We start from the raw sequence: 20,344 nt of genomic DNA on the forward strand, positions 1-20,344 counted from the left end.
TTTTACAACGTTAGTAATTAATTTAAGCCTGTATGCCCGAAACCTCCGGTTCCTCTTTGTGTTTCCTCAAGAATATCCACTTGTTTCCAATCCACTTTTTCGTGCGCCGAAATAATCATTTGTGCTATCCGCTCGCCATCGTTAATAACAAAATCCTCATTGGAAAGGTTTACCAGTATAACTTTTACTTCTCCGCGATAATCGGCATCAATAGTACCGGGAGTATTGAGTACTGTTACGCCTTTTTTTGCAGCCAAGCCGCTACGAGGACGTACCTGTGCTTCGTAACCTAACGGTAATGCTATGTAAAGCCCGGTAGGGACCATCGCTCTTTCAAGGGGTTTAATAACGATGGGAGCATCCAGATTTGCCCTGATATCCATCCCTGCACTTGCAAGGGTTTCGTATGCAGGCAACGGATGTTTTGAATTACTTACAATATTAACAATCATTCATTAAAAATTTGGGGTCAAAATTACGGAAAAAATGTTACGGACAGGGGGGAATGCTACTTAAACCTGTTGAAAATAAATTGGGGCTTTTCAATGTAAACAATACTTACCACATAAATTATCAGAAACAACGTATTGACAATTAACTTTACAGATAATGCCAGATTCCCAAACAACCTGCTTAAAAAGTAAAAACCCACAGCCATACCAAGGTAACCGAGAATTTTCGGAAGGTTATAATTTACAGTAAAATATTTCTGCCCAAAATAATAAGACAAAACCATCATAGAGCCATAGCAGATAAAATGTCCCCAGGCGGCTCCCATATATCCAAAACGAGGAACCAGCAAAAAGTTTGCAACCAGTGTAACTATGGCTCCGAAAATAGCCAGATAAGCACCATAAAGTGTTTGTCCGGTAAGTTTATACCAGATAGACAGATTGTAAAAAACTCCCAAAAAAAGATTAGCTACCAAAAGAATGGGAACAACAGGCGCCCCAACCCTGTAGTCTTTTCCTACAAAATACAGTGCGATGTCAATATACAGCATCACCAGGAGAAAAATCAGCGAACAAACAATAACAAAATACAGCATCACTTTGGCATATAACCCACGTGCATCGGTATTTTTGCTGTGTGAAAAGAAGAAAGGTTCGGCGGCATATCGGAAAGTCTGAATAAACAGGGTCATCAGTATAGAAAGCTTATAACAGGCTCCGTAAATACCCAACTCCGACATCTTGTTTACAGTATCGGGCAACAGATGCTTTAATAAAATACGGTCGAAGGTCTCATTCACAATGCCTGCCATTCCAAATATCATCAGGGGAAGTGCATATTTCAGCATTTTTCTCCACAAATCTTTTTCAATACAGAAGTGCACCGATTTTATTTCCGGTAACAGCATCAGCAAGGTGATACTGCTTGCAATCAGGTTGGAAATAAAAATATAGCTTACCATATTGTCAGGACGGTAAATGTAGCCTAATGCAGTTCTTGCCCAGCCTTCACCTAATTCGTTGTATAGCAATGGACATAATAATATAAAAAACAGGTTAAAGGCAATATTTATCGAAATATTGATAGACTTGATGAGTGCAAACCGCATCGCTTTATTTTGTTCTCTCAAGCGGGCAAATGGGATAGCACTCAATGCATCAAAAGCAAGAATAAGAACAAACCATCTTATGTATTCAGAATGGTTGCCATATTCCATCCAAACTGCAATGTTACCTGAGAACAGAAGTGTTATCAATACAAAAAAAGTTGTAGTAACGATGAGTGACGAAACTGCCGTATTATATACCCTGCTTTTATTTTCCTCTGTTTGTGCAAACCGGAAAAAAGCGGTTTCCATACCATACGTAAGTATTACGAAAATAAATGCAACATAGGCATATAGTTCGGTTACAATACCGTACTCATGCGTAGGAAGCATATAAGTGTACAGAGGTACCAGAAAATAATTGAGTAACCTTCCTACGATGGTAGGAAGTCCGTAAATGGCTGTTTGCCCTGCAAGTTGTTTTAACGGGTTCAACCGTGTTGTTATTTTGAGGCAAAAATACAAAAAAAGGAATTGGGGTCTGGGGACAGATTGTAATTTGCCTTTGTCCTCTTGTCTCGTTAAATAAGTTGTATATTTGAAAACTTAAACATACACGGCATGTCTGAACCTTTTTTATGTGAGTCGGTTAAGCCCACCCGTACGCATTACAAGATTCTGCTCATGAGTTGGGCAGGTTGGGTTTTCGATTTTTACGACTTGGTTCTGTTTACTTTCCTGCTGATTCCCATTGGTAATGAATTTGGGTTTTCGCAAACAGAACTTTCGTACCTAATGGGGACTTCGCTGGCAGCTACCGCCATCGGAGGGATAATTTTTGGGGTGATTGCCGATAAAATAGGCAGGAAGCTTACCCTACAACTTACCATTCTTACTTACAGTATCGGTACTTTTTGTTCCGGATTTGCCTCCAGTCTTTGGGTATTTCTGATATTTCGCATCATTACCGGACTGGGCGTAGGCGGCGAATGGGCTACCGGACAAACCTATGTGGGAGAAACTTTCCCGCCTAAAAATCGCGGTAGATATTGTGCTTTTATGCAAACAGGAGCTCCGCTCGGCATAGCTCTTGCTTCGGTGGTAGGTGGTTTGCTTGCCCCTGGAATCGGTTGGCGTTACTGTTTCTTTATTTCGGTGATTCCTGCCCTGCTGGTGGTTTTCATCCGTAGACATTTGCCTGAATCCGATCTGTGGCATTTTCAGCAACAAAAAGGCACCGTTAAAAAAACTGTAAAGCACAAAAACAAAATCAGCGAACTTCTGAGTCCGGCATACCGGAAAATTTTTATTCTGGCGCTGGTACTTGCCATCTTCGACATGACTGCTTACTGGCTTACCTATTCGTGGATGCCCGGCTACCTGCACCACGAACGTAATTTTACAATGACCAAATCAGCCATCTGGATTTTAGTTACCCAAAGTGGAGGTTTTGTGGGATATTTCTTTTTCGGATTCATCGCCGACCGCCTGGGGCGCCGCCCGGCGTACAGCATCTATTCGGTAATTATGGCAGCCGGACTGCTGATGATCACGGTTTTTTGGAAAAATATAGAGATGTACCCTTCAATCATCCTTGGTTTTATGTTCCTTGTAGGCTTCGGAACCGGGATGTTTGGCGGTTACGGTTCGCTGTTTGCCGAACTCTTTCCTACGCACATCCGTAGCACTGCCATGGGAACAGCCTTTAACCTGGCACGGGGCATTCAGTTTTTTACCCCTGTGATAATTGCCACTATTGCCATCCGTTACGGATTGGGAGGCGGAATTGCCCTCGCTTCGCTGTTTGCCCTGCTTACCGGCATCTGGATTTGGACATTCCCTGAAACCAAAGGGAAAAAACTGCATCCTGAGTAGAACAGACAACCCAAGCTGAATATAAATTCTGTACTTTTGCCCGTAATTAATCCGCTGTTATGTTCGGGTCGTGGTTTTCTTTTAAAAAAAATGGGTTGCTTATAATGGCTTTGCTGTTTACCACATGCATCGTTGCACAGGGGCAAAAAAGAATCCGCCTGGTACAGGCTGACGAACTCAGTTACGACAAAATGCTGGGAGATGAAGTGCGCAGAGTAAAAGGAAATGTACAGTTTGAACACGAAGGAGCTTACCTCTATTGCGATAGCGCCCTCCTTGACGAAAAAACCAACAATGTTACCTGCTTCAGCCGTATTCACATCAAATCGAGCGATACGCTGAATTTGTATGGCGACATGCTTACCTACAACGGCGATACCCGCATTGCAGATATCACAGGAAAGGTAAAACTGATTGACAACCAAACCGTCCTTACAACAACCCATCTTATTTTCGACCGCAACACGCAAATTGCCAAATACGAAGTCGGTGGAGTGATCATCAATAAAGAAAATAAGCTCATAAGCCGGATTGGACATTACTACACCCAACAAAAAGAATTCTTTTTTAAGGAAAGAGTGGTGCTTACCAACCCGGATTATGTTGTGAATTCCGATACGTTGAAGTACAACACTCTTTCGCGTACCGCTTTTTTTTGCGGACCTTCAACCATCAAAGGCAAAAAAAACTTTATCTATTGCGAAAATGGCTGGTACGACACCCGTAACGACGTTTCCCGTTTCAGCAAAAAAGCCTACTTTATCAACGGCGATCAATTGCTGAAGGGCGACAGCCTGTATTACGACCGCACCAATGGAATAGGAAAAGGATTCAATAATGTATCCATTACCGATACCGTACAAAATATCATCATCCGGGGTAACCTGGGTAATTATTATGAAAAATCCGGTTTTGCCACCATGACCGACAGTGCATATGCCATACTTATTGATAAAAACGATTCATTATTCCTGCACTCCGACACCCTGAAAGCTACTTTCGACAGTTTGCGCACAACCAAAGCCCTTTATTCCTTTCATTCGGCAAAATTTTTTCGTAACGACCTGCAGGGAATGTGTGACTCGTTGGTATATACCATCAGCGACAGTCTGCTTACACTCTACCACAAACCTGTACTGTGGTCGCAAGCAAATCAACTTACCGCCGACACCATCTGTATTCTGATAAAAAACAGGCAAATTTCTGAATTGCTGATGTATAACGCGGCTTTCATCATTTCAAAAGACACGCTGAAAGGATACAACCAGATAAAAGGCAGAAATATGCATGGTTATTTCAGAAATAACGACCTGGTAAAAGTAACGGTGGAAGGTAATGCCGAAACCATTTACTGGATACGCGAAGACGACGGGGCACTTATTGGGATAAACAAAGCCGTTTCGGGAAATATGGACATCCGTATCAAAGAAAACAAGGTAAAAAAAATAACCTATATCGGTCAGCCCAAAGAAACCCTTTTCCCCGAAAAAGACCTTCTTGAGCCAGACCTTTATCTCCGCGATTTCAAATGGCTCGAAAAAAGCAGACCCCTGAAAAAGGAAGATATTTTTGGTAAGGAAATAGGAGTTGGAAATTAAGGGGTTGGCAGTACGATAAATCACAACAAAATTCTGAAAACTGTCCGGATTATTGATTTAAAAAGGATAGGTTTAAAAAAGGCAAACCAGTTTGGCGACAAAATCCTCGACTTGGTAAATACTTACCGCGAGGAAAAAGGGATAGTAGAATTGGAATGCGGCAGATTTGTCCCAGAGTTTACGTATTCATGCTCTTCGGTTTATATCGAAGAACCATTTTTACGATTGTTTTGTTAGAATGTTCTTCAATATAAGCCGGAATGCAAGCATTTTATAACGTAAAGTAGAGAGCCTGTTTCGTACTTTTTCGTTGATAACGAATTGTTTAAACAAACTCATAACGTTGTATGCAATAGTCATTAACAGCAAACAAGCTTCAGTGTCATCAAACCCGTTTTGATTCATTTTATCCAATCCGTATAAACTTTGCATTTAAGGTTAAAAACAAAAAATGTTACCGGGTTGGTTGAGAAGCTGAAACCTTTATTAAGCCTTGTAAATTAAAATTCTAACTGGCACATCTCAACTGAAAGAGGGCAGAGGACTAATACGCAAAATAGAGATTCTTCTATGGCTCTGTTTTATTCACCTCTGCTCTTTCCGGTTAACTATTTTATAAAAAAGTAATATCTCCTTATTGATTTGCAAAGCAATCACGCAAAACGACTGTTTCCGCAAATTAAAAAAAATTTACCTGCTTGTTCTGAATTTGTATATTTTTTCGTACCTTTACAATGTAAAAAAAATTCCTTGTTATGAAACACTTATTTTTATTATTCGGATTGTTTGTATCCGGTTTTAGCCTGTTTGCACAGGACGACAGTATCTTTGCCACGGTAGAGGGAAACGCAGTTACCATATGGCATACCAATGTAAATCGAAACTGTGGCTCAATGTACGATATGCAATATTTACTCAACGATTATCACCTTTTTGTTTACGAAAAGGATACAGGTGCAATGGCATTTTGTTATTGTTATTTCGATTTAAGCCTTACCATTGATTCGCTTAGCACTGGCAACTACGATGTTGACGTTTATGGCATCAACTTCGGTAACGATACCATCGCCGACGATACGGTTTATTATGGCTCTACGGGCTTCAGCATTACTGCCGGGCAGGGAATGCCATTCCGCTTGGCTTCTTACCAAAGCACCTGCCAGAGTAGTTCGGTAGAAGAAACCCCGCATGGAAACGGGAATGCACTATTGATTTTTCCCAACCCGGTAACAGATAAAGTTTCTATCCGTTTGCCAAAAAATCCGACTGCCAAATCCGGTCATTTTGATATTTATGATGCCTATGGAAGACAGGTTGCCACTTCTGTTTTCAACAGCGATGTCCCGCAGAGCATCGAATGGAATGCAAAAGACCTTGTACCGGGAGTTTATTTTTGCCGGTTTCGTTGTGGCAGCGGGTATTTTTACGGAAAGTTTATTGCCGGCGGTACAGAACGGTAAACCTACCCTGACTTTTGCAGATTGTTTTATTCATAATTTCGGACCGGCTAAAAACAAAACCGCCGGTATGTTGTTGCATTAAACTAAAAAGAAATATCTCCCATATATACATTTTTTTCTGTCTTATTTTATTGTTAATACTTTCTATCATACTGCTTTCTGCCTACTACCTGCCGTTTTCAAACAATGTAGAACTTAACCATATAAAATCATGAATTCCAACGACAAAACTATCATGCTGGTGGAAGATAATCCCAGCGATGTAGAACTGACCAAAAGGGCATTGCTAAAAGAGCACATCCTAAACGAAATTATCGTTGCCGAAAACGGACAGGAAGCCCTTGATTATTTGTTTAGAACAGGAAAATATTCCGACAGAGATATTTCGAAGATGCCAGCTCTTATCCTTCTCGACCTAAAGCTACCACTCGTCGACGGGCTTGAAGTATTGAAACGAATAAGAGCCGATGAACGTACACGTAGATTATTGGTTGTTATGCTCACTTCCTCAAGAGAAGAAAAAGACCTGATAAAAGGGTATAACTTAGGTGTAAATAGTTATATTTGCAAACCTGTTGATTTTAATCAATTTGTCGAAGCAGTTAAATATCTCGGGCTCTATTGGTTAGTTATTAACGAAACGCCCCCTCTTTCAACTATTTAATCTCATATGGAACTACCGCTACATATACTGATTGTCGAAGATAAAGAAAATGACGCAGACTTAATCCTTCATAATATTAAAAAAACCGGCTCCACTATTGTTTCTGAACGTGTGGAAACTGCCGTTGAAATGCTTACAGCCCTTGAAAAACAATCTTGGGATGTTATCATCTGCGATTACAGCTTGCCACAATTTGATGCTCCGGCTGCACTCCGGCTACTCCAAAATTCCGGAAAAGATATTCCTTTTATTGTTGTTTCCGGAACCATAGGCGAAGAAACCGCAGTTGAAATGATGAAAGCCGGTGCACACGACTACCTGATAAAAAACAATCTTACCCGCCTGAACTCAGTTATTTTGCGCGAAATGGCCGAAGCCAAAATAAGGAAAGAACGCAAATATGCCATAGATACCCTGCGCGAAAATGAAAAAAGATATCGCGTTTTTATCAATTCCACCAACGACATGGCATTTTTAAAAAACAAAGATTTTAAATACGTGATTATTAACCGGGCTAATGCACGGTTTTTCGGAAAAGATGAAAAGGGCATCATAGGAAAAACCGATTTCGAACTGATGGGGAAAACGGCTGCCGAACAATGTCGTATATCTGATCGTTTGGCACTCACTTCTGATTCTGTAATCATCAGTGAAGAACATGTTGGCGAAAAAATATATGAAACGCACAAATTCAAAGTGCCCCTGCCCAACGCTACCTTTGGAATTGGGGGCTACATCCGTGATATTACCGAACATAAAAAAGCTCAGGAAGCACTCGAAAAAAGTGAAAAGACATTAGCAAATCTCATAAGTAATTTGCCCGGTTTTATCTACCGCTGTGCCAACGACCCAAACTGGACCATGGAATACCTTAGCGACGGATTTCTGAAGCTCACCGGATATTCCGCTGAAGAAGTCCTGGGCAACAAACGGCTCTCGTTTAACCAAATAATCTTTCCTGACGACAGAAACAGATTGTGGGAAAAATGGCAGATTATCCTGAAAGATCATCAGCTTTTCGAAGATGAATACCATATTATTACTAAAAACGGCACCATCCGAAATGTTTGGGAACGCGGACGGGGAATTTTCCGGGATAACCAATTACTCTATATCGAAGGATTCATCACCGACATCACCGAACGGAAGCAGGCGGAGGAAGACGTAAGACGCGAACGCATCCTGCTTCGTACATTAATTGATAACCTGCCGGATATCATTTATGTAAAAGATAAGGAAGCCCGCAAAGTTGTTGCCAACCGCGCCGATTTAGAATTAACCGGCTACTCTTCCGAAGCCAATCTCATTGGAAAAACCGATATGGAAATCTTTGGCAATGAAGTCGGAATTCGGGGATATACCGACGACATAAGCATCCTGCAAACCGGCAACCCAATAATTAATCGCGAAGAAGATTTTTATGACCCCAAAGGCATTCAACGATGGCTTATTACCTCTAAAATACCTCTGCGCGACGAACTTGGTAATATCATTGGATTAGTCGGCATGGGCCACGACATTACCGAACGTAAAAAAACAGAAAAAGCCTTAATTGAAAGCGAAGAGCGCTTCCGTAGCCTTTACGAAAACGCTACCATTGGTTTGTACCGGACGACTCCCGACGGGCAGATTATGCTTGCAAACCCTACTCTGGTTCAAATGCTCGGGTTCGACTCTCTGGAAGATTTGAAAAAACGGAATATTTCCGAAGAAGGCTACGCATTAGATTATCAACGCAAAACCTTTCAGGATACTATTGAAAAACAAGGATATGTTCACGGATTGGAATATGCCTGGAAACGCAAAGACGGCACCAATATCTTTATTCGCGAAAGTTCCCGGCTCATCCAGGATAAAAATGGCAAATCCCTGTATTACGAAGGGACAGTGGAAGACATTACCGAAAGCAAACATGCCGAACAATTACAAAAAGTGCTGTTCAATATTTCGAATGCGGCAATTTCCACCAACAACCTGAAAGAACTAATTGAAACAATAAAGCAGCAACTTAGTACACTCCTTGATACAAGCAACTTTTATGTCGCTTTTTATGATGAAACTACAGGAATGTTTTCTTCCCCTTATTATAGCGATGAGAAAGATGCTATCGAAACCTGGCCTGCCGAAAAATCGCTTACCGGTTGTATTATAAAATATAATAAGCCAATGCTTATAACCGATAAGGAATATCTTGAAATGAATAAAAAAGGGGAAGTTAATCTTATCGGCGAACCTTCTAAAATCTGGCTTGGCGTCCCGTTACAAGTAGAGGGTAAAGCAATAGGAGCCTTTGTTGTACAAAGCTATGATGATGTCAATGCTTACAGCGAGAAAGACAAAAATACCCTTGAATTTGTTTCACACCAAATCAGCATTGCTATTCAACGTACTAAAGCAATGCAGGATTTAAAAGCAGCCCTCGCCAAAGCCGAAGAAAGCGATAGGCTAAAATCTGCTTTTCTTGCCAACATGTCGCACGAAATACGCACGCCCATGAACGGAATTCTTGGTTTTGCCGATCTGTTGAACGACGATTCTATCCCGCCCGATGAAAAACGTCGTTTTATCAACATTATCAAAAACAACGGACAGCATCTTCTTTCAATTATCAACGATATCATTGATATTTCAAAAATCGACAGCAATCAGCTTAAAATAACTAACGTAAATTTCAACCTGAACCATTTGCTCGACGAGTTATTCATTGCGTATCAAAACGAAATTGTTCAGAAAGGGAAAACGGAAATTACCCTGCAACTCGACAAGACGTTACCGGATGCACAAAGTCAAATTATTTCTGATAATATTCGCTTACGGCAAATTCTGTTCAATCTGATAAGCAATAGCCTTAAATTCACTAAAAGTGGATTTATCCGTTTTGGTTATTCCCTTTCGGAAAACAACCTGCAATTTTTTGTTAGTGATACTGGAAAAGGCATTGCCAAAGATAAACAATCCATCATCTTTGAACGTTTTAGACAAGAAGAAGAAACCCATACCCGGCAGTTTGGGGGTACAGGTTTAGGGTTATCCATTTCTAAAGCGCTGATCGAACTGATGGGAGGAAAAATATGGCTGACTTCAGAAGAAAGAGAAGGCTCGGCTTTCTATTTTACCATTCCATACACTCCTTTCGTAGCCCAACCGGAACCAAGTCGTGAAAAGAGCCATCAAAAAAACGATTTCGATTTTAGCGACAAAACCATTTTGGTAGCGGACGATGTTCCGGTTAATCTCGATTTAGTTAAGGTATATCTGAAAAAAACGCAAGCCTCCCTGCTTTTTGCCAACGATGGTAAGGAAGCTCTCGAAATCTGCAAAAACAATCCGGCGGTGGATTTGGTTTTGATGGATATTCAAATGCCGGTGATGAACGGATATGAAGCTACCCGCGAGATACGCAAGCTCAATAAAGATTTGCCGGTAATCGCTTTTACGGCTTATGTTTTTGCTAACGATAAGGTTCAGTGTCTCGAAGCCGGATGCAACGATTTTATCCCAAAACCTATGGATAAAAACCTTCTTCTGAAAATGTTGAGTAAATATTTATAAAATCAGAATTTGCCATGTCTGGAAAAAAGAAATTTGCTAATATTACCAGTCTGCGAAACATTGTATTCCTATCGGGCGCCATGGTGCTACTGACAGGTTTGGTTACACTTGCCGGATGGATAAGCGGAAATTTGGCGCTTGCCGGAATTAGCGATAACTATATTCCCACGTCTTTTGCCTCCGCCATTTGCTTTATACTGCTGGGATCTATTTTATGTTTGGGGATTTGTTATTCATGCCAAAAAAAAACCAGAATCGTTATTGCCGTAATCATTACAATTATGGCTGTTTATGGTTTTTTGCAATTTAGCAGCGTTTTCTTTCATGCCGACTTTTTCATTGATCATCTTTTATTCCCTGTCCGGGGGAAAATAGACAATTTTCCCATCAACCGAATGTCGCCTTATACGGGTCTGTTATTCTTTATCAGCAATACGGCAATGTTGGTTAAACTATTTGGCAAAAACAAAATTTTATCGCTGAGTGTAGTTGGCACTTTGGGATTGATCATTGCTTTCGCCGGATTCCTGGCAGGATTAGGATATATTTTTGGAACCCCTTTTTTATATTCAGGCAACCTAATACCTATGGCAGCGCCCACCGCTTTTTGTTTTCTGTTTCTGGGATGCGGACTGATTGCCATATCGGGAAGCCGGACGTTTGTCCTGCGTCATTTCAGCGGAAATACGGCAAGCGCCAGGGTGCTGCGAACCATTCTTCCACTCATCGTGGCTGGAATTCTGTTCGACAGCTTTCTTCAACATTTTCTCACCAGTTATCTCCATATCAATCCGGCTCTGCTTTTGGCTTTGCTTACCATCATCCTGGTCATTTTAACCAGCATTGTCATTATTAATGTTACCCGTATCATTTTCCGGAATGCCGACAAAGAGGAGGGAAAACGTATTCTTGCCGAAAAAGCATTACGCGAAAGCGAAGAAAAATTCCGTGCCATTTTCGAGAATAATTCTTCGGCTCTTGCCATTATTGAGCCGGATACTACTATTTCGATGGTCAACGATGCCTATTGCCTGATGAGCGGCTATAGCCACGAAGAGGTCGTAGGCATGAGTTGGACCCTGCACATCCCTCCCGGAGATCTTGAAAGGCTGAAGGAATATAACCGGATACGGCTTACTAATCCGAATGAAGCTCCCGATAAGTATGAATTTATGTTCTATCATAAAAACGGAAAAATAAAACATGGGCTGATGTCGGTGGCAATGATTAAAAGTTATCGTAAAATCATTGTTTCCTTTACCGACATCACCGAACGCAAACAAAACGAACTGGAACTCCTGAAATATTCCGAAGAACTAAAAGAAAGCAATGCCACCAAAGATAAATTTTTCTCCATCATTGCCCACGATCTGAAAAGCCCGTTTAATTCCATCATCGGATTTTCGGAATTGCTGATGGAAAACTATCGCGAGTATAGCGAAAAGGAAATTGAGGACAGCCTGAATACGATAAAGAAGTCTTCGCGCCAGGCATACGATTTGCTCGAAAATCTCCTCGTTTGGGCACGCTCCCAAACCGGCAAAATTGATTTTCGTCCCGAAACGTTTGCTTTATCTCAGGACATCAGCAATACTCTTGCCATTGCCCGCAGCATTGCCGGCAAGAAAAACATCCAAATTATCAATAATATTCAGGAGCCTTGTCTGGTTTATGCCGATAAAAACATGCTAAATACCATTTTGCGCAACCTGCTTGCCAATGCTATTAAATATACTCCCCGTAACGGTAGCATCATTATAGACTGCCGCCAACGTAACGGCAACATCGAATTTTTGGTGAAAGACAATGGCATCGGCATCCCCAAACAAAATATCGGACAACTTTTCAGGATCGACAGCAAATACAGTACTCCCGGCACCGAAAAAGAACAGGGAACCGGCTTGGGGCTTATCCTTTGCCGTGAATTTGTGGAAAAACACGGCGGAAAAATATGGGCGGAAAGCGAAGAAGGCAAAGGCAGCGCTTTCAGTTTCACCCTTCCTCTTCATTGATGATTTTACAGTCTCCCCCGACGCAGTTCCTATGTAAAAGGGATTGGAAATGCCATTTATTTTCGCGGAAAGCGTAAACGAAGGGCACGGCAAGCTTTCACCATCGTGTGAAAGTCCAAACGAGAGCTGCGGCAGGCTTTCACATCGTGTGAATGTCCAAACGAGAGTTGCGGCAAGCTTTCACCATCGTGTGAATGTTCAAACGAGAGTTGCGGCAAGCTTTCGTACCTCCGTGAATAAAATTACGGGCATACAAGCCTAAAACCTGCAGATTTTGAAAGAGTTTTAACAATCCATAACTTGTATTCCTTACAGTTATCCGAAAATTTTTATTTTTGCACCATTTCGGTAAAAATTGCAGCGTATGGAAAACAAACCTGTTAAATGAATGACCCTGGGGCAAGCCCCGAGGAATTCTCTTGAGTAAAAAAATATTTTTTGATGTACCCCTTCCATGATCGTTGCCATCTTTTTTTCCACCAACCTTATTCTTCCGGATAGGGGCACGAGATAAAAAGTGTTCTGCAACGCATGACTGTGGTTCCAGAAGTTATGAAAGTGGGAGAAGAAAAACATTATTTTTTTTAACCCGAACTCAGGTTCCTACTTCCCTTACAGAAATAGCAACTGCAATTATCTCGAAGTAAAAACCGTTTTTACCGTAAGATAACCTGGGTAGCTTAAGGGATAACTGCCAATCATAATAGTAGGTTTTAGCTGCATCATCATCCGGGTGGGTTTGTTGCCTGCACTTGCAAGGTTCAGCCCGAAATTGATTATTGCATCAGCAGTTTTGCCTTTCAGCACTTTTTTCAGATCAACGCTGGCATTTACCGGGATTGCTTTGATACCTTTTGCAGGAATGGTTACCTGTTGGTTAACGGCGCCACTCAGCATCTGGATGTCGTCAATAAACAGTATCCAATCCATTTTACTTAATCCTGCCGCAGAAGTGTTGGGATTCCGGACATCTACATTTAAGGTAAAGGTTAGCGGAAAACTGTTGGCGGCAACAGCCGTAAGCAGACGCTGGGCATCCATAAGACTCAGGTCTTTTACTGCTTTTGCATTTTGTACGTTAATACCTGCCAGTTTTAAATTTGTAACCGAGCCCAGTCGGAATTCGCATTTTGTTAAGTTTGCCATTTTTTCAGCCTGCTGCAACACATCGCAAGCCGTGAAAATAGATGCCATCAGTACTGGCAATATGATTAGTAGTATTTTACTATACAAGTTCCGCATAAAAAAATTTCCTGTAAAAGTAAACAAAAGTTAACGTATTGCCGAAAATATGTAATTTCGCTTTCAAAAAACAAATTGAAACTTTTAAATCTGATCTTATGATAAAAAAACTTTTTACAGTTGTGGCAGCCATTGTTCTGCTGGTGGGAATAAGCAGTTGCCATACAAAGACAAAAAACGCCGAAGGCAGTGCTGATTCACTTAAAACAGATACCATTATGCAAAAAAAATTAGCGGGTTTTGCCACCGTACGGCTTACTACCGACCTTTCCCAACTTTCGGAAAAGGAAAAACTGATGATTCCCCTGCTGATAGAAGTTGCGCAGATAATGGACGAACTGTACTGGCAACAATCTTTTGGCGACAAAGCTAAGTTGTTCAGCAGCATTGCCGACGAATCCACCCGCAAGTTTGCCGGAATTAACTACGGCCCCTGGGAACGTCTTAACGACAATAAACCTTTTATTCCTTCTTATGGTGAAAAACCCCTTGGCGCCACTTTTTATCCTGCCGACATGACCAAGGAAGAATTTGAAAAACTGAGTAACAAGGATAAGACCAGTCTTTACACGGTAATCCGCCGCAATGCCGACCGCAGCCTTAAGGTGGTGTGGTATCACGACGAATACAGGGAAAAGCTGCTGCAAGCTTCCGACCTGATTAAAAAAGCTGCCATCCTTGCCGAAGACACCGGGCTGAAAAGATACCTTGAAATGCGTGCCGAAGCACTGTTAACTTCAAACTACCAACCCAGCGATTTTGCATGGATGGATATGAAAACCAATAAAATTGATTTTGTCGTTGGACCTATCGAAAATTACGAAGATGCACTATTTGGCTACAAAGCTGCCTTCGAATCTTTTGTTTTGGTTAAAGATATAGAATGGAGCAAAAAACTTGAAAAATACCTCTCTTTCCTTCCTATGCTTCAGAATGCTCTTCCGGTGGAAGCCAAATACAAAAAGGAAAAACCAGCAACCTCGTCCGACCTGGGCGTTTACGATGCAATCTACTATGCAGGCGATTGTAACAGCGGAAGCAAAACCATCGCTATCAATCTTCCAAACGACGAACAGGTACAGTTGAAAAAAGGTTCACGCCGCCTGCAACTGAAAAATTCAATGAAAGCCAAATTCGACAATATCCTGGTGCCTATTGCCGATAAACTTATTGATCCTTCACAAAAAGCAAACATAAAATTCGATGCTTTCTTTAACAATGTGATGTTCCACGAAGTAGCACACGGATTGGGAGTTAAAAACACCATCAACGGAAAAGGCACCGTTCGCGAAGCCATGAAGGACACCTACTCTTCGTTTGAAGAAGCCAAAGCCGATATACTCGGACTCTTCATGGCTACTCAACTCATCGAAAAAGGAGAAATAAAGAACATATCAGCCGAAGATTGTTACGTAACTTTCATTGCCGGAATATTCCGCTCGGTACGTTTTGGCGCAGCAAGTTCGCATGGCAAAGCCAACATGATGTGTTTTAACTTTTTTGAACAAAAAGGCGCCTTTACTCGAAATGCCGACGGAACTTACAAAGTTGATTTTGCAAAAACAAAAACAGCCGTTGACCAATGGGCTGCCTATGTCCTGCATTTTGAAGCCAATGGCGATTACATTGGTGCAGTAAAATACCTGCAGACTAACGGCATCATCCGCCAGGGGCTCCAAAAGGATCTGGACAGCTTTGCCACCACCAACATTCCTGTGGATGTAGTGTTCGAGCAAGGTTTGTCGGTATTGCAGCTTCAATAAATAAGTTGCAATACCTAAAAATTGTGTTCGTGAACGTACAACTCCAAAACGTCAGCGAACACATTTTTTTGTAACTGTTTTTTAACTTTATGAAATAACAGATGTTATTGTTCGTGGTATAATTTTGGATAATCAAACTTTTTTTAATATTTATTAACTCCATCAATTTATGAACCGAGCATGTTCGTTAAACACAAACACGGATGAAAATCTCACATGCGAGTTCCATCCGACCTTAATTTAAAATTATTTACGGATGAAAAAACTTTTTTTAATTATTGTTTCTGCTCTTTTACTGGGAGCAAAAGGATTTACGGCAAGTTTGCCCGATGAGGGCATGTGGTTGCCCATGTTTATTGAAAGGCTCAATTACGTGGACATGCATAAAATGGGGCTGCAATTAACCCCTGAAGAATTATACAGCATCAACCATTCCAGTTTAAAAGATGCTATCGTGGGTCTGGCAGAAGGTTCCGCTCCTAACGGTTATTTCTGTACTGCCGAAGTAGTTTCTTCGCAGGGACTTCTTTTTACTAATCATCACTGTGGCTTTGGTTCCATTCAGGAACACAGCTCCCTCGACCACGACTATCTTACCGAAGGGTTCTGGGCTATGAAAAATGAAGAAGAACTGCCCAACGAAGGCATGACCGCTTCTTTCCTGGTTCGCATGGAAGATGTTACCGCACAAGTGCTGGCAAACGTAAAAGACAACATGAGCGATGTTGACCGTAGCACTGAAATAAAAAAAGTCATCAGCGAACTGAAGAAAAAAGCTTCGGAAGACGGGAAATACGAAGTAGCACTGAAAAGTTTTTTTTCCGGAAATGAATACTATATGTTTGTTTATAAAACCTATCGCGACATCCGCCTGGTAGGAGCACCTCCTTCTTCCATCGGGAAATTTGGCGGCGACACCGACAACTGGATGTGGCCCCGCCACACCGGCGATTTCAGCATCCTGCGTATCTATTCTTCACCCAATGGCGAACCCGCGAATTATTCTAAGGAAAATGTTCCCATGAAAACCGAATACCATCTGCCCATTTCCCTTAAGGGTGTTAATAAAGATGACTTTGCCATGATTTGGGGCTACCCGGGAGGTACCGAACGTTTCCTTACTTCTTATGGCGTAAAATTTACCCTCGAAGGGCAGAATCCAACTTTAATCGGAATCTGGGATAAACAACTGGCAAGCTGGAAAGAAGACATGGATGCAAGCGACGAAGTACGCATTAAATATTCGTCGAAATATTTTGGTATTTCCAATGGATGGAAAATGATGATCGGACAGGACCGCATGCTTAAACGGCTGAAAGTAATTGACCGTAAACAACAACAGGAAAATGAACTTATGGCATGGATTAATGCCGACGAACAACGAAAGGCAAAATACGGAACTTGTTTGCAGGATATTTCGGCAGCATATGCACAGGTGGAAAAATCTTATAAGCCCTTGTATTATTACGCTGTTGCCGGAATGAGCGGAATCGAATTGATAGATTTTACCCAGGAATTTGCCCAACTACAAGCCCTTCTCGAACAGGATAAAAAAGACCATACCAAAAAACTTCTTGGAGTAAATGTTAGCATGGTTTATTATTTATTTCATAAAGATTCAAAGGAAAATGCAAAAGCTATTGATGAAACCATTGCCGGGCTGAAAGAAGCTATCCAGAAACATTTCAAGGACTATAATATGCCCACCGACCGCAAGACTTTCGCAATAATGATGGAACTGCTTTACAATGACCTTCCGAAAGAAAACCACATTGCCGCCTTTGCGGATGTGGAAAAGAAATTTAAAGGAGACTTTAAAGCCTATGCCGATTACGTGTACAGCCATTCCATTTTTGCTACCGAAGAAAAACTGAACACTTTTCTTGCCAAACCCAGCGCTAAGAAATTGGAAAATGACCCCGCCATGGTACTGATGAGCCAGATGATGGAATCCCAAATGAAATACGGACAGGAATTCAGCCAGGCACAAAAATCGAAAACCAAAGCAGAACGCCTGTTTACAGCAGCTCTTCGCGAAATGAATCCCGGGAAAAACTGGTATCCCGATGCCAATTCTACCATGCGTTTTACCTATGGTAAGATTAAGGATTATTTTCCTGCTGATGCCGTTCATTACGATTATATCACCACACTGAAAGGGGTAATGGAAAAAGAAGACCCCACCAACGAAGAATTTGTTGTTTCGCAAAAACTGAAAGACCTATATGCCAAAAAAGACTATGGTCGCTATGCAACACCCAACGGTGATATGATTACCTGTTTCCTTACCACCAACGACATCACCGGAGGCAATTCCGGCAGCCCGGTAATGAATGCCAATGGCGAACTGATAGGCTTGGCTTTCGATGGCAACTGGGAAGCCATGAGTGGTGACATAGCTTACGAAACCGAATACCAGCGCACCATCTGCGTTGATATCCGCTATGTGCTGTTTGTTATTGACAAATATGCCGGAGCTAAAAATATTATCAATGAATTAACCATACGTGAATAGTTGTTTAGAGTACACTGTTCTTTTGCCGCCTCCGGTTTTCGGGGGCGGTTTTTTTTTGTTAGAAAAGTAGAGAAATAAAGCTATTGGCTAAAGAAAATTTATCCATGAAGTTTTTCTTCTATGCATCATTCCGCACTTGGAGTGGCTTGTAAAACTTTCCTACACTTCATTCTTTCATAGAAATTGCGTCCGAAAATAAATTCCATCCATCAAATTTCAATCAACTTCCCTATCACCCCAAATAGTTATCTACCAACTCACGCACACATCCTTCCCCGCCTTTTTTTTCAAGAATAATTTTGGCTTTGTTTTTTATGGCTTTCACCGCATCAGCAGGACAAACACTAAGCGCCCCGGCATCAAAAATTTCCAGATCAACCAGGTCGTCGCCTACGTACATCACGTTTTCATATTGTAGTTGCAGCTCCTTTAACCAGCCGTCAACGATTTCTTTTTTAGGTGTGAAACCAACGTAGCAATATTGTGCCCCAAGTAACTTAGCACGGCTTTCGATGAGGTTGTGGTTTTTGCCAGCACTGATAAATCCAACGGTAAATCCTTTTTTTACAAGCGATTTTATTGCAAGACCGTCTTTGGTATCAAATTTTTTAAACTCGTCGCCGTTTTCGGTGTAGTACATTCCGCCGTCGGTAAGTACACCGTCAACGTCGAGCAGCAGCATTTTTATGGTGTGCGGGTGCATAAGTCGGACAACTTCGGGCGAAACGGTTTTGAAAAAGTTAATCCCTTCATCGGAAGAGGCAAATTTTTCAACATCTGTTACATTGGTAAACACCTGTGCCTCGGGAGGCGAAAGCAGTAAAAATCCTGATAAATTATATTCGCCTGTTGGTGTAAAGCTCAGTGGCAATTCAATCGCATTTTCTTCAACGAGCAAAGGATTTTCGGCATTGAAACCAAAGGATGAAACTGAAGCTGTAACCTTTTTCCTATCCGAAACAGCCATGCTGATGCCCTTTTGAATAGATTCAACTGTAACGCAAGGCATACCGGCATAGAGGGTGATGATGCAGCCTGGCTGGGAAGAAAATAGTGAGCGGGGTAAATTTTCGTCTGAAATGTCGTTTGTAATTAGTGTTTTAAAACCATAATCGTTGCATCTAACAGCGATTATTTCACTGCCGGTAAGCACAATTACGTTCTCTTTTCCTATACAGGAAGCCACTTTTATGGCAGAAAAAAGGAAAAAAGGAATTCCTTTCAACGGACGGATAAACGCCTGCTCATACAATTGCGGGGCTAAAATTACAGCACAGGTTTTCATATTATTTTATCTGATAGGCAAAAATATACTTTTATTTTAAACTGTTCCCTTACAACCGGCAATTAAAATGAAGTTATAATGCAAATCAAGGGTTAAAAATAATAAGATATGAAAATTAATCAAATTACAGAAAAGATCATAGGATGTGCAATAGAAGTACATAAAAATCTTGGTCATGGTTTGCTTGAATTAGCGTATGAGAAAATGTATAATTTTTGAATTAAGAAGTGCAGGATGGAAAGCAGAAAAACAAATTGCTGTTCCTGTGATTTATAAAGATATAAATATTAAGCTCCGTGGTTCTCCGTACAAGTTAAAATATTATAACACAAAGAAAAAACAAACCTTAGTGCTACTTCGTGCCTTCGTGGTTTATATTTTTTAACCACTAAGAGCACCAAAAAACACAAAGAAAAAACAAACCTTAGTGCTACTTCGTGCCTCCGTGGTTTATATTTTTTTAACCACTAAGAGCACCAAAAAACACAAAGAAAAAAAAACCTTAGTGCTGCTTCATGCCTCCGTGGTTTACCCGGCTGAGCAATAAGCTCGGAACATAGCGGAAATTGCATTTCCACAATTATATTAAAATAAAAATATGCCGGCAACTAATCAAATAAAAGATCAATATGCCACTCAGCGGGGGGAGGAAGGTTAGGAGTGGTCTCATTCTTTCATCATTTTCGTAGTTCCTAAAGTCCTGCCTTTATAAACTATCCTTAGCAGATACATCCCCGGTTGCCATGCGGATACATCCATAGTAAGAGATTGGCTCTGCCCGGAAAGAGGCTCACCACTTATCATTCTGCCATTGATATCATAAACCTGCAGACAGGCTCCATCCCAGCGGTGGTATGCCTGGGTTACCTGTATGCCTTGT

Annotated in this window: 13 protein-coding genes; 8 read left to right on the forward strand and 5 right to left on the reverse strand. The window is 41.2% G+C overall.

What is annotated here, in order from left to right:
- Positions 1 to 17 precede the first annotated feature (17 nt).
- Together dut and M0R21_05245 are read right to left on the reverse strand one after the other, a co-directional pair.
- Positions 18 to 452 carry a dUTP diphosphatase gene (dut, locus tag M0R21_05240; protein MCK9617221.1) on the reverse strand — a complete coding sequence of 145 codons (435 nt, stop codon included), beginning with the start codon at positions 450 to 452 and terminating at the stop codon, positions 18 to 20.
- A gap of 56 nt (positions 453 to 508) precedes the next feature.
- Positions 509 to 1,993 carry an oligosaccharide flippase family protein gene (locus M0R21_05245; GenBank protein ID MCK9617222.1) on the reverse strand — a complete coding sequence of 495 codons (1,485 nt, stop codon included), beginning with the start codon at positions 1,991 to 1,993 and terminating at the stop codon, positions 509 to 511.
- Between the two features lie 126 nt (positions 1,994 to 2,119).
- Between M0R21_05245 and M0R21_05250 the strand changes: the two genes are divergently transcribed.
- The 6 genes from M0R21_05250 (at position 2,120) to M0R21_05275 (ending at position 12,659) form a co-directional block, all read left to right on the forward strand.
- Positions 2,120 to 3,373: an MFS transporter gene (locus tag M0R21_05250; protein ID MCK9617223.1), complete on the forward strand. Its 1,254-nt coding sequence runs from the start codon at positions 2,120 to 2,122 to the stop codon at positions 3,371 to 3,373.
- A 104-nt stretch (positions 3,374 to 3,477) separates the two neighbouring features.
- Positions 3,478 to 4,971 carry a hypothetical protein gene (locus tag M0R21_05255; GenBank protein MCK9617224.1) on the forward strand — a complete coding sequence of 498 codons (1,494 nt, stop codon included), beginning with the start codon at positions 3,478 to 3,480 and terminating at the stop codon, positions 4,969 to 4,971.
- 755 nt (positions 4,972 to 5,726) lie between these two features.
- Complete coding sequence (locus M0R21_05260) at positions 5,727 to 6,431, forward strand: T9SS type A sorting domain-containing protein (GenBank protein MCK9617225.1); 705 nt, start codon at positions 5,727 to 5,729, stop codon at positions 6,429 to 6,431.
- Positions 6,432 to 6,642: 211 nt separating this feature from the next.
- Positions 6,643 to 7,095: a response regulator gene (locus M0R21_05265; GenBank protein ID MCK9617226.1), complete on the forward strand. Its 453-nt coding sequence runs from the start codon at positions 6,643 to 6,645 to the stop codon at positions 7,093 to 7,095.
- Positions 7,096 to 7,101: 6 nt separating this feature from the next.
- Entirely contained in the window at positions 7,102 to 10,647 is a 3,546-nt protein-coding gene (locus tag M0R21_05270; protein MCK9617227.1) for a PAS domain S-box protein, read from the forward strand.
- Positions 10,648 to 10,661: 14 nt separating this feature from the next.
- A complete protein-coding gene (locus tag M0R21_05275; GenBank protein MCK9617228.1) occupies positions 10,662 to 12,659 on the forward strand; it encodes a PAS domain-containing sensor histidine kinase in 1,998 nt (665 codons plus the stop codon).
- A 633-nt stretch (positions 12,660 to 13,292) separates the two neighbouring features.
- On the opposite strand, the gene M0R21_05280 is transcribed toward M0R21_05275, so the two are convergent.
- Positions 13,293 to 13,853 carry an LEA type 2 family protein gene (locus M0R21_05280; protein ID MCK9617229.1) on the reverse strand — a complete coding sequence of 187 codons (561 nt, stop codon included), beginning with the start codon at positions 13,851 to 13,853 and terminating at the stop codon, positions 13,293 to 13,295.
- A gap of 146 nt (positions 13,854 to 13,999) precedes the next feature.
- Between M0R21_05280 and M0R21_05285 the strand changes: the two genes are divergently transcribed.
- Both M0R21_05285 and M0R21_05290 read left to right on the forward strand, forming a co-directional pair.
- Positions 14,000 to 15,664, forward strand: coding sequence for a Zn-dependent hydrolase (locus tag M0R21_05285; GenBank protein MCK9617230.1), 1,665 nt, complete (start codon positions 14,000 to 14,002; stop codon positions 15,662 to 15,664).
- 256 nt (positions 15,665 to 15,920) lie between these two features.
- On the forward strand, positions 15,921 to 18,179 hold the full coding sequence (locus tag M0R21_05290; GenBank protein MCK9617231.1) for a S46 family peptidase: 2,259 nt from the start codon (positions 15,921 to 15,923) through the stop codon (positions 18,177 to 18,179).
- Between the two features lie 232 nt (positions 18,180 to 18,411).
- Here M0R21_05290 and M0R21_05295 read toward each other — a convergent pair whose 3' ends face one another.
- Both M0R21_05295 and M0R21_05300 read right to left on the reverse strand, forming a co-directional pair.
- Positions 18,412 to 19,464, reverse strand: a complete 1,053-nt coding sequence (locus M0R21_05295; GenBank protein MCK9617232.1) for an HAD-IIIA family hydrolase — start codon at positions 19,462 to 19,464, stop codon at positions 18,412 to 18,414.
- 666 nt (positions 19,465 to 20,130) lie between these two features.
- Positions 20,131 to 20,344, reverse strand: a 214-nt coding sequence (locus M0R21_05300) for a T9SS type A sorting domain-containing protein (protein MCK9617233.1), incomplete at its 5' end; no start/stop codon positions are given.

The sequence above is a fragment of the Lentimicrobiaceae bacterium genome (genome assembly GCA_023227965.1).
In the GTDB taxonomy this organism is placed as follows: domain Bacteria; phylum Bacteroidota; class Bacteroidia; order Bacteroidales; family JALOCA01; genus JALOCA01.